Annotated in this window: 8 protein-coding genes; 5 read left to right on the forward strand and 3 right to left on the reverse strand. The window is 73.3% G+C overall.

Features of this window, described 5'->3' with window-relative positions:
• Position 1: 1 nt before the first annotated feature.
• The 5 genes from OG898_RS02210 (at position 2) to OG898_RS02230 (ending at position 8,621) form a co-directional block, all read left to right on the forward strand.
• Positions 2-1,393 (forward strand): DUF11 domain-containing protein, encoded by a 1,392-nt coding sequence (locus OG898_RS02210; RefSeq protein ID WP_266954641.1) that lies wholly within the window; start codon positions 2-4, stop codon positions 1,391-1,393.
• A gap of 104 nt (positions 1,394-1,497) precedes the next feature.
• Positions 1,498-3,624: a hypothetical protein gene (locus tag OG898_RS02215; RefSeq protein WP_266954643.1), complete on the forward strand. Its 2,127-nt coding sequence runs from the start codon at positions 1,498-1,500 to the stop codon at positions 3,622-3,624.
• 91 nt (positions 3,625-3,715) lie between these two features.
• Positions 3,716-5,806 carry a DUF11 domain-containing protein gene (locus tag OG898_RS02220; protein ID WP_266954645.1) on the forward strand — a complete coding sequence of 697 codons (2,091 nt, stop codon included), beginning with the start codon at positions 3,716-3,718 and terminating at the stop codon, positions 5,804-5,806.
• A gap of 194 nt (positions 5,807-6,000) precedes the next feature.
• A complete protein-coding gene (locus OG898_RS02225; protein ID WP_250742951.1) occupies positions 6,001-6,444 on the forward strand; it encodes a hypothetical protein in 444 nt (147 codons plus the stop codon).
• 221 nt (positions 6,445-6,665) lie between these two features.
• Positions 6,666-8,621 (forward strand): NAD-binding lipoprotein, encoded by a 1,956-nt coding sequence (locus tag OG898_RS02230; protein WP_266954648.1) that lies wholly within the window; start codon positions 6,666-6,668, stop codon positions 8,619-8,621.
• Positions 8,622-8,654: 33 nt separating this feature from the next.
• Here the strand turns inward: OG898_RS02230 and OG898_RS02235 are convergent, their stop codons facing one another.
• From OG898_RS02235 to OG898_RS02245, 3 genes are all read right to left on the reverse strand, one after another.
• Entirely contained in the window at positions 8,655-10,634 is a 1,980-nt protein-coding gene (locus OG898_RS02235) for an NAD(P)/FAD-dependent oxidoreductase (protein WP_250742953.1), read from the reverse strand.
• Positions 10,635-10,805: 171 nt separating this feature from the next.
• The gene (locus OG898_RS02240) at positions 10,806-11,240 is read right to left on the reverse strand and encodes an ester cyclase (RefSeq protein WP_250742954.1); all 435 of its coding nucleotides are present in this window, start codon (positions 11,238-11,240) and stop codon (positions 10,806-10,808) included.
• Between the two features lie 41 nt (positions 11,241-11,281).
• Positions 11,282-11,908, reverse strand: a complete 627-nt coding sequence (locus OG898_RS02245) for a TetR/AcrR family transcriptional regulator (protein ID WP_250742955.1) — start codon at positions 11,906-11,908, stop codon at positions 11,282-11,284.
• Positions 11,909-11,943 lie beyond the last annotated feature (35 nt).

Genomic DNA, 11,943 nt, shown 5'->3' on the forward strand with positions numbered 1-11,943 from the left:
CGTGAGAAGCCGCACCGGCGGCCCGTGCCGGCGCCGGCGCACGGTGGCCGCGCTCTCCGCGGCGGCGGCGTGCTGTTTCCTCTCCACGGCGCCTTCCGCGGCATCGGGTCCGGCGGACCCCGGTACGGCCACGTCCGAGTCCCCCGAGCCCGACGCGTCGCCGGAGCCCGACGCGTCCGCCGTACCGGCAGCGCCTGCCGCCGGTACGGGGCAGGCGCTCTCGGAAACGGGGCCCGGCGGCGGCGCGGGACCGGTGGAGGAGCCCGGGGCGGGCAGCGGAGCCACCGCCGCGCGGCTCCGGGAGAGCGCGGATCTGGCGGTGTCGGGCATCCTGCGGCCGGCGGCGACCGCCGACCGGGAGAGCGCCGCTTCGGCGGGGCGGGAGACCTTCGACTACGTCGTGACGGTGACCAACCGGGGCCCGTCCAGCGCCCGGCAGGTGCGCGTCACCGACCGGTTGCCGCTCGCCCTGGAATTCGTCTCGTCCCGCGACGGCTGCACCGCGAGCGGCCGGACGGTGGTGTGCGGGCCGCTGGCCGCGCTGGCGGTGGGCGCCTCGCACGCGTGGGTGATCACCGTACGGCTGGCCGCCGGCTACCGCGGAGACGGCACGGACATCGTCAACGAAGCGGTCGTCGACTCGGCCACGGCGGACCCGGACTCCCGGAACAACACCTCCTCCCTGACCGGCCTGGAGATCCCGCCCAGCGCACGGACGGCGGACCTGTCGCTCCGGAAGACGGCGGTGCTCGCGAGGGGGCGGGAGCACGTCCGGCCGGGCGAGAAGTTCACGTACCTGATCACGGTGCGCAACGAGGGCCCGGCGACGGCGCGGCAGGTCCAGGTCACCGACCGGCTGCCAGCCTCGCTGACCCTGCTCTCCTCACCCGACGACTGCGCGGTCGCGAAGGACGGGGAGCGGCTGGTGGTCTGTCCGCCGCTGGACCGTCTGGCGGCCGGGGAGAAGGCGGAGTACCGGATCACGGTGCGGGCCGCCACCGAGGACCGGGCCGCCCGGCCTCCGGCCGGCAGGTGCACGCCCATCGAGAACGTCGCCCGCGTCACCTCGGCGAGCTTCGACCCCGACCTCTCCGACAACGCCAACCGGCCGGGGACCACCGGGCCGGGCGGCGGGCGGCTGTGTCTGGTGTCCGAAGGCCGCGGGGAGCAGCACGACGGACATGGCGGGCACGACGGACACGACGGTCGCGGGGACGGCCACCACGGCCACGACGGCCGCGGCGACCACCACGAAGGCCGGGAGCAGCACGGCGGCCGCGGCGACCTGGCCGACTCCGGGGCCACGGTCCCGGCCTGGCTGCTGTGGACCTCCACCGCGCTGGTGGCCGCGGGAGCGGCGCTGCGGACGGCGTTCCGGGTGCGGCGCCCGTGACCGGCGGTTCGCCGCGGCCCCCGCGGCGGACGACCGCCGCACGCACCACCACCACCACCACAGCAGCAGCAGCAGCAGCGCGAGAAGACGAGGGACGTCCCGGTATGACGATGCCCCGGAGTGCCCGGTGGCGCAGGGCAGCCGCCGCCCTGCTGTGCACGGCGGCGCTCGTCCTGCCCGCGGCCCTCGCCACGCCCGCGACGGCGGCCCCGCGCGCCGGGGGCGGCCCGGCCGGGGGCGGCCCCGGACCCCGCGCCCTCGCCTTCCCCGTCAACGAGACCTTCGACAGTTCCACCAACCTGGGCAGCACCAGCGGCAACGCGAGCTATCCGGAGGGCGGCGGCTGGCTGCGGCTGACGTCCGCGAGCTCCACCCAGGCCGGCACCTGGAAGCTGAAGGACTCCTTCCCCTCCAGCCTCGGCATCCTCGCCGAGTTCAGCTACGCCACCTACGGGGGAACGGCCTTCGAGGGCAAGCGCGGTGACGGCCTGTCGTTCTACCTGGCCGACGGCGCGGCGGCCGACGGGGTCGGCGCTTCCGGCGGAGCCCTCGGCTACGCCTGCTCGGGCGCCGCGGACTCCTGCGCCACCTCGGGCGTGCCGGGCGCGTACCTCGGCATCGGGCTGGACGAGTTCGGCAACTTCTCCTCGAACACCGTCGGCAACGGCGGCCCGGGCGCCCAGCCCAACAAGATCGTGGTGCGCGGCGGAGGCAGCGGCAGGACCGGGTACCGCTTCGCGACGTCGGCCGACGGGCCGGGCAAGACCGTGGAGACCGGCAGCCGTGCCAAGGAGCGCACGGTGCGCGTGTCCCTCCTGCCCAGCGGTACGAAGATGCTGCTGTCGGTGTGGTCCGACAGCGGCCCCGACACGGCCATGACCAAGCTGATCACCGACCTCGACGTCACGGCCATCACCGGCCAGCCGAAGCTTCCGGCCACCCTCAAGGTGGGGTTCTCCGGGAGCACCGGCGGCGCGACGAACGTGCACGAGATCGACAGCCTCAAGATCAACGTGCCCGCCGACCTCACCCTCGCGAAGACGGGCTCCCCCGCGACCGTGCCCGCCGGCGGCGGACCGGTGACCTACACCCTGGCCGTCTCCAACAGCCAGGCCAACGAGGTCACCGGCGCCGCCGTGCGCGACACCGTGCCCGGGCTGACCGACGTGACCTGGACCTGCCGCGCCGGCACCGGCGGGACCTGCGGGCAGGCCTCCGGCAGCGGGAACGTCCTGAACACCACGGCCGACTTCCTGCGGGGCGGGTCCGTCACCTACACGGTCACCGGTACGGCCCCGGCCCAGCCCGTCACCCTGTCCAACACCGCCACCGTGACCGCCCCGGCGGACCGTACGGACACCAATCCTGCGGACAACACCTCCACGGCCGCGCCCACGGTGGTGACGGCGCGCGCCGACGTGGCCGCGGAGAAGGAGGGGGTCGGCTCCGGACCGGTGGCCCCGGGGCAGGAGTTCGCGTACCGGATCACCGCACGGAACCTGGGGCCCTCCCACACGAGCGCCGTCCAGGTCTCCGACACCCTGCCCGGGCCGCTGCGGTTCGTCTCCTCCGCCGACGGGTGCACCGCCTCGGGACAGCAGCTGTCCTGCCCGGTCCGCGATCAGCTGAGCGCCGGGACGAGCGCCTCCTGGACCGTGCGCGTACGGCTGGACCCGGCCTACCAGGGGGACGGTTCGGACCTCGGGAACGTCGCGGCCGTGCGGCACGCCCTCCCCGATCCGCAGCCCGCGAACAACACCAGCGCGGCCGCCGCTCCGCCGGGCGGGGTGGCGGCCGCCCGGTCCGACCTCTCGCTGGTGAAGGCCGTCGAGGTCCGGTCGCCCGTGGCCCCCGGGGAGACCTTCACCTACACGGTGACCGTACGCAACGGCGGCCCGTCGGTGGCCCGGAAGGTCACGGTCGCCGACCCGCTGCCGGCGGCGCTCGCCTTCGTCTCCTCGCCCGGGGGCTGCACCGCCGTCGGCCGGGACGTCACCTGCGGTACGGCGACGACGCTGGACCCGGGCGCAGAACGGTCGTGGACCTTCACCGTGCGCCTCGACCCGGCGCACACCGGTGACGGGACGGGCCTGCGGAACACGGCGACCGCCCGCGCGGACACGGCCGATCCGAACCCCCTCGACAACAGCGGCTCCGCCGGTGTGCCCGGCGGACGCGTCCGCCCGCCGACCGCCGACATCGAGCTCACCAAGCGCGCGACGGCGGGCTGACGGGGCGCCCCGCCCCTGCCCGCCCTCCCCCGAACTCCCGTACAGCTCTCTCTGTACGGTCCTCTCCCGCACGAAACGGAAACGATGCGCGATGACGACGACACCAGGCCGGCGGCCGGCGGTGTGGGCCCTGGCTCCGCTGCTCTGCGCCGCGGCCCTGTGGGCCGGACCGGTCCCCGGGGCCGCCGCCCTGCCCGGCGGGGGGCCCAGGATCGAGGTGACGGCACAGCGGGCCAAGGCTCCCGGTGACCTGATCACCTACACGCTGACCGCGAGGAACAAGGGCCCGTCGGTGGCCCGCAAGGTCACCGCGACGGACAAGCTCCCCAACGGGATCTCCTTCGTCGGCTCCTCCGACGGCTGCACCGCCGTCGGCCAGACCGTCACGTGCGGGCCGGAACCGCAGCTTTCCGCCGGGGAGACCAAGAGCTGGAGCTTCCAGGCCCGGCTGAGTCCCTCGTACCAGGGTGACGGTTCCGACCTCGGCAACAGCGCCACGGGCAGCTCCGAGGCCACCGATCCCGACCCGGCCAACAACAAGCCGGATCCGGTGCTGCCTCCCGGGCCGTTCGATCCCGTGTCGGACCTGGCCACCGTCAAGACCCCGCTGGGCGCGGGGCCGACGGTGCCGGGCCAGGAGTACGAGTACGAGGTCCGTACGACCAACAAGGGCCCCTCCGACGCGCGCAACGTCGTGGTGACCGACGCCCTGCCCGTCGGGCTGGACTTCGTGTCCTCCGCCGACCCGTGCGCGGCGTCCGGACGGACCGTCACCTGCGGTCCGCTGGCCCGGCTCGTCCCCGGCGGCGAGGTGGTGTGGACCTTCAAGGTGAAGCTGGACGCCGCCTACTCCGGTGACGGCAGCGACCTGCGCAACACGGCGACCTCCGCGTCCGCGTCCAAGGACCCGGAGCCCGCCGACAACACCTCGCGCGCCGTGCTGCCGCCGGGCGGGGTCACCGACCCGCAGGCCGACGTGTGGACGACCAAGCGGCCGGCCGACGCCACCCCGGTCGCACCCGGGCAGACCTTCGCGTACGTGGTGACCGCGACCAACGACGGCCCGTCCCGGGCGCTGGGCACCACCGTCACCGACAAGCTGCCCGCGCAGCTCGCCTTCGTCTCCTCCCCCGACGGCTGCTCGGCCACCGACGGTACGGTCAGCTGCGGCCCGGTGGCCGTACTGGAGCCCTCGGCTGCCCGGACCTGGCGGTTCGTCGTCCGGCTGGACAGCGGGTACACCGGCAACGGATCCGACATCCGCAATACGGCGACCACCACCTCGCGGACCAAGGACCCCAAGCCGGAGAACAACACGAGCAGCCCGGCGGGCCTGCCCGGCAGCACCGTCAACAAGCCGACCGCGGACCTGGAAGTGGTCAAGGAAGCCGTCGGCACCAAGCCTCCGGTGCCGGGCGAGTCCTTCGACTACCGGATCCGGATCACCAACAACGGCCCGTCGGCCGACGCCTTCAACGTCAAGCTCACCGACGCCCTTCCCGAGGGCCTCTCGTACGTGGCGTCCTCCCCGGCCGGATGCACCGTCGCCGGTCGTCTGGTGGCGTGCAAGCGCACCAGCCCGCTCAGGGTGGGCGAAAAGGTCGAGTACCTGCTCACCGTGAAGGTGGATCCCGCCTACGCCGGAGACGGCAGCGACCTGAAGAACACCGCCCAGGTGACGGCCGACAACATCGACCCGGCGAGCGGGAACGACAAGAGCACCGCGACCGTGCCCGGCGGGCACGTCACGGCTCCCGCCGCGGACCTCGCGATCACCAAGAAGCCCGTCCAGACCAGCCCCGTGGCCCCGGGCGAGACCTTCGACTACGCCCTGACCGTCACCAACAACGGCCCCTCCCAGGCCGAGCAGATCACGGTCTCCGACACGCTGCCGACCGCGCTGAGCTTCGTGTCCGGCGACGCCACCTGCACCTCGGGGCGGACCGTCACCTGCGGCGCGCTGCCGCGGCTGGCGCCCGGAGCCTCGATGACCTGGGTGATCACGGTGAAGCTGGACCCGGAGTACACGGGGAACGGCTCCGACATCCGCAACACCGCCACCGTCGACTCCCTGACCGGCGACCCCGAGCCCGCGAACAACACGAGCGCGGCCGCCGGCCCGCCCGGCGGCACCGTCAAGGACCCGACGGCCGACCTGGAGGTCGGCAAGACGACCCCCTGACCCCGTCCCCCGCGGAAGGCCGGCAGGGCACCCCGCCCTGCCGGCCTTCCGGCGCATGCGGGGCCGCCACCGGGCCGCCCCCACTCCTGCGGATTCACCCGAATGGCGGCGCTCGAATGTCCCATCGCTCCCCCGCCACGGACGCTGGGCGCAACGCAGGACCCTCGGCGTCCCGCCCGACGAAGGAGCCTCTCGTGGCACAGGCAACGCCCCCCAGCAGGGCCCCCAACAGCAGGTACACCGCCGACGGGCCGAACCCGTGGGCGGCGAGCGGCACCGTGTTCGCCGCCGTGCTGATGCTCGTGGAAGGCGTCATCGGCATCCTGAAGGGAATCGTCGGCATCGCGAACGACGACGTCTACGCGAGCGTGGGTGACTACACCTTCAAGTTCGACGTCACCGCATGGGGCTGGATCCACCTCGTCCTGGGAATCGTGCTCGTGGTCGTCGGCGCGGGCATCCTCAAGGGCGCGGACTGGGCCAGGGTCACGGGCGTGGTGATCGTCGCGCTGGACATCATCCTCAACTTCCTGTGGCTGCCCTACACGCCGCTCTGGGGCCTCATCTCGATCGCCATCGGCATCTTCATCATCTGGGCCCTCTGCACGGAGAAGGGCTCCCGCTCCCCCGTCTCCTGAACGGGGCACCGGGCGTCCTTCCCGATCCACGCACCGGCCGACGGCCGGGGGCGGCGGACGGGAAGTACGCCCGCGGCGCGTTCATACCTCTGAGCGCGTTCATACCTCTGAGTGAGCCCGGTCCGGTTCGCGAGGGGCACGGGCGATCGTCTGCCTAGGGTGGCTACCGGCGGCGGGCAGCCGCCCCCGATCGGCGCGTCGACTCATGTACGGGAGCCTGTGTGACGCAGCAGCACACGACGTCACTGCGGCTCCGGGTCCGGTACCGCTTCGACCATCTGGTCTCGGGCGGGACGACCGCGCTCATCGGCTGGCTCGCCCTGGCCTGCCTGGCCGTCGTCGTTCCGGCGAGCATGGTCCTGGTCTGGTCCGACCGGTCCGCTCCGACCACGCTGTCGGGCCGGCTCACCGCCGTGTGGGTCAGCGTCGGCCAGACCCTGAAGATCGGGGGCGCCGTGGGCTCCCCGCTCTACGTACTGGCCTCCGTGTCCCTCGCGCTCGTGGCGCTGCTCTTCGTGTCGACGCTGGTCAGTCTGATCACCACGGGGATCAACCGGCGCATCATGGCGCTGCGCCTGGGTCATTCCACCGTGCTGGAGACGGGGCACACCGTCGTACTGGGCTGGTCGGACCAGGTCTTCCCGGTGATCGGGGAGCTGGTGGCCGCGAACGCGAACCAGCGCAGGTCCGCCATCGCGGTGCTCGCCCCGCAGGACAAGGTGTGGATGGAGAGCGAGATCTCCACCCGCGTCGGCGACAGCGGAAGAACGCGGATCATCTGCCGCAGCGGCAGCACCACCGACCCGGCGGAGCTGTGCCGGGTGAGTCCGGGCACCGCGAAGGCGGTGCTGGTGCTGCCTCCCACCGGGGACGGCGGTGACGCCCACGTGGTGAAGACGCTCCTCGCCCTCGACGCGGCCGTGCCCGGGTCCGGCGTCGGGGACTCGGTGGTGGTCGCCGCCGTCCGCGACTCCCGCAACCACGTCACCGCGGGGCTCGCCGCCGGGCCCGGGGGGCACGTCCTGTGCTTCGACGACATCGTCGCGCGGCTGCTCGTCCAGACGGCCCGGCAGCCCGGACTCTCCCTCGTCTACTCGGAGTTGCTGGACTTCGAGGGGGACGAGTTCTATCCGGTCGCCGCCGGGGGCCTCGCGGGGCGGCCGTTCGGCGAGGCCCTGCTGTCCTTCGCCACGTCCTGCGCGGTCGGTCTGCTGCACGCCGACGGGAGCGTCACCCTCAATCCCGGCCAGGAGGCGGTGATCGGCCCGGCGGACCGGATCATCGTCATCTCCCGGGACGACGACACGGCCGTGCGGGAGGACCCGGCCCGCCTCGCCTCCCTCGTGGAGGAGAGTGCGATCGTGTCGGCCGGAGCCCGGCCCGCCCCGGCCGAACGCCTCCTCCTGCTCGGCTGGAACCGCCGCGCCCCGCTCGTCATCGAGCAGCTCGACCAGTACGTGAGCCCGGGGACGACCCTGGACGTGGTGGCGCTCGGCGAGTACGCGGCCACGCACGCCGCCCGCGCCGTCACGGCCGCGCGGTCCCGCCTCGACGTCTCCCTCCACACCGGCGACGTCACCGACCCGCTCACCCTGGCCAAGCTGGACGTGCCCTCGTACGACGGCGTGATCGTGATCGGCGAGACGGAGGCCGGGGACACGGACCCGGCCCCGTTCCCGGCCGTGACGGATCCGGAGTCGCGGCCGGAGGCACGGGCGGACGACAGGACGCTGGTGACCTTGCTGCACCTGCGGGCCATCGGGGACGCCGCGCAGCGGGACCTCGCGCTCACCACCGAGATGTCCGACGACGGCAACCGGCTCCTCGCGCCCGCCCGGGGCGGCTCGGACTTCATCGTGAGCGGCCGGCTGATCAGCCTGCTGATGACCCAGATCTCGGAAAGCCCCTATCTCGCCGAGGTCTTCGAGGAACTGTTCACGGCGGAGGGCCACGAGTTCCACCTCAAGCCGGCCACGGACTACGTCCGGACCGGCCACGAGGTCTCCTTCGCCACGGTCGTGGAATCGGCGGGGCGGCGGGGGGAATGCGCGGTCGGCTACCGGCTGCGCGCGCAGAGCACCACCGGCCCCGGCCACGGGGTACGGATCAACCCCGACAAGCGGCAGCGGATCCGGTTCTCCGAGGAGGACTCGCTGATCGTGCTCGCCGAGAGCTGACCGCCGGCGCCGCTGCCGTTGCCCGGGCCGCCGCTAGGCGGTGTGGACCTCCAGGGCGGTGCGGACCGCCGATTCGAGGGCGCCTTCGATCCATGCGGGCTTGATGGAGGTGTGGCAGCCGGCGAAGTGGAGGTTGCCCTCGGCCTTTCGGACGTGGGGGAAGAGCTCGGTGTGCTGGCCGGGCAGGAGGACGGAGGCTTCCCCGTAGGCGTACGGGTCGCGCATCCAGGACTGGGTGCGGCCCACGCCGGTGTAGAACACCTCGATGCGCTGTCCGAAGACCTCCTGGACGCCCGCGAGGGCGCGCGGGTAGCGCTCCTCGTCGTCCAGGGAGTCCCACTTGAGGGCGTCGTCCGACCAGCTGTAGGAGGCGAGGACGACTCCGCCGGCGCTGCCTTCGACGGGGTACGAGGGCTGGAACATGAAGCGGTTGGGGTTGTCGGTGGCCGAGCCGCCGCCGATGACGCCGGCCGCTTCGGGCTGGTCGCGGGCGACGACGCGGCAGGCGGCGTAATGGGCGCGCTGGGCGTCGGAGATGTGGCCGTCGGGGACGGAGGGGTGGGCGCCCAGCAGGGCCCCGTCCGCCGGGGTCTTCGCGACCTGGTAGCTGCGGTAGAGGCCGGTCTTCACGGCCTCCAGTTCGCGCTTCCAGTCGGCCTCGTCGAACTCCCACCAGCGGCGGCTGAATTCGAGCAGCACCTTGGTGGCGGCGTCGTAGTGCAGCTCGGTGACCGCCCGCCGCTTGCCGTAGGAGAGGGCCGGGGTGATGGGGATGTGGCGCAGCCCGGAGAAGGGGACCGTGACGATGGCGGTGTCCGCGGTGAAGGTCTCGCGGCGTACGGGGCTGCCGCCGCGGCCCTCGGAGACGGTCTCGACGGTGACCTTGCCCTCGCCGTGGGTGATGCGGGTGGCGCGGCGGTCGAGCCGTACGAGGTCCTTGACGCGGGCGTACATGGCGTCGGCCAAGGTGGCGGTGCCGCCGGGCAGTTCGTAGAAGGCGGTGTCGGGGCTGATCAGCGAGGCGCCGATGAAGCTGTGCACGAAGGCGAGGTGCAGGCGGGAGGTGAGGTTCTCGACGGTTCCGATCAGGTCGATGGTCCGCTCGTCGAGCTCGGCCTCCTCGGTCAGGAAGCGATACATCGACATGTGGCCGTAGCGCTGGATGACGCGGGCCCAGCCCTCGACGAGTTCCTTGTCCTTCTTGCCCTCGATCTCCTTGCGCACGGGGGCGAAGGCCTCGCGGACGATCTGCGAGGCGGGCACGGACTCGTAGGCCTGCGGCACTCCGAAGGAACGATTGAGCGTCTGCGGGGCGCGCGCGTAGTCGGCGCGGCGGACGCGGATGCCGTTGACGTGGATCCATGTCCGGTACGCGGGGCGGCCGGTGGCGTCCACGTCGACCAGGTGGAAGCGCCGGCGCTTGAGGCCGAGGCCGTCCATCAGGCCGGTGACCAGCGGGTGGCTGTCGGGGATGCGCATCGCGCCGGCCTCGGCGTACTGCTTCGGGTCGGCGAAGGGCTGGGCGGCGTTCTCGTGGCCGCCGGTGCGGAAGGTCTTGATCCGGCCGCCCACCCGGTTGCCGTTCGCCTCGATGACGGTGACCCGGTGGCCGGCTTCGCGCAGGAGGTGTGCGGCGGTGAGACCGGCCGGCCCGGCTCCGACGATCAGCACCTTCTTCCCGGGGCGGCGCGAGCGGGGCAGGCCGTTCTTCAGGAGGATGTCGGCGTAGCGCGGTACGAGCGGCTGGTCCTCCTCGTCGCGCACGAGGATGGCCCGCGCGATCGTCAGGCAGGTGCCCCAGTCGGCGACCGCGGCGCCGGGGACGGCCTGCGAGGTCTCGGCGGAGGTGACGGCGACCGTCAGCCCGCCGGTCGCGGCGACGGCGGCCGCGCCGGCGATGACGGTCCGGCGGGAGGGGCGGCGGGCGGACCGGCCGGCGGGTGCCGGTGCGGCGTCGCCCGTGGTGCCGGACGGTTCGGGGGATTCGGAGTGGGCATCGGGATCCATGATCATGAGACCACCTTCGCCGTCCGCGCGGGCCCGATCGGCCGGATCGCGCCCGCGCGGGCAAGGACCACCCGGACGTGCGTCGCGCGCCGTCCCGTGCTGACGAACTGGGTTTCGTACGACCACCCTTGGGGCCGTCCGGCGTGGCGGGCCGGGACCGCGCCCCGCCCGCCCCGGCTACAGCGGAGGCAGCAGTCCGAACTGGCCGAGCACCCCGGCGAGGTCCCAGTAGAGGGACTCCTGCCGGATCCGGCCGTCCTCGGAGAACCGGTAGACGGTCGAGCCCTGCATGGAGAAGGACTTGCCCTTCGCGAGCGCGGCGAGCTGCGGGGGCATCCCGTCGAGGGGGCCCTCCAGGGTGCCGGACATGGTCCACTCGCAGGCTCCGGAGCGGTCGTCCGCGAAGACGCTGCGGATCTCCATCCGGGTGTCCGGTATCGCGGCCACCCAGGAGCGCACGCCCGCCTCCAGTCCGGCGCGCCCGCGCCAGAAGGAGTCGAGGGGGACGTCCCAGGAGACGGCGTCGTCGGTGTAGCAGGCGAGCCAGCCGTCCGCGTCGGCCTCGGTGATCGCGGCCAGACAGGTGCGGACGAGTGCTTCGTTGGGGTGCATGGGGCGCTCCGGTTTCGGTACGGGACGCCCCGTACGGAGCGTCAGGAGGGCGGGGTCGTCCGCAGGATGGACGAGAGGGTGCGGTCCAGGATGTCGGGGACGTCCTTGACCTTGAGGTGCCGTGCGTCGGTCTCGGCGCCCGCCGCGTGCAGCAGGCTGTAGAAGGTGGTGACCAGCCAGGGGAGCGGGAGGTCGGTACGGAACACGCCCTCCGCCTGGCCGCGGACCAGGACCCGTTCCACGCGCGCGAGGACCTTCTCGTGGTGCGCACGGCGGCGGGCCGGCGTGATGACCCCTTCGGAGGCGGCGAGCAGGAACGCGTGGCGCTCCAGGATCCGCCAGCCGGACCGGACGAGGCGGGAGAACGCCTCGTCCGCCGGGCCCTCGTCGAGCCCCTGGGCCTGGAGGGCGGCGTCCGCCTGTCCGACGGAGTGGTCCAGTACCGCGTCGACCAGGGCCTCGCGGGACGGGAAGTGCGCGTACAGCGTGACCCGGCTGACCCCGGCCGCACTGGCGACGGCGGTCAGGCTCACGTTGGGGTCCTGTCGGAAGCAGTCGATCGCGGCGGCGACGATGGCCGCGATGCTCCGCTCCGCATCCGCGCGGCGGCGGGGTTCCTCCCGGTCTGCTGCAGGGGCGCGGCGGGCTTTTTGAGACGGCGTGGACATGGGTGGGAGCGTATGTCACCTCCTTCGCGGCGCGC

The organism is Streptomyces sp. NBC_00193, from assembly GCF_026342735.1.
Taxonomy (GTDB): Bacteria; Actinomycetota; Actinomycetes; order Streptomycetales; family Streptomycetaceae; genus Streptomyces; species Streptomyces stoeckheimensis.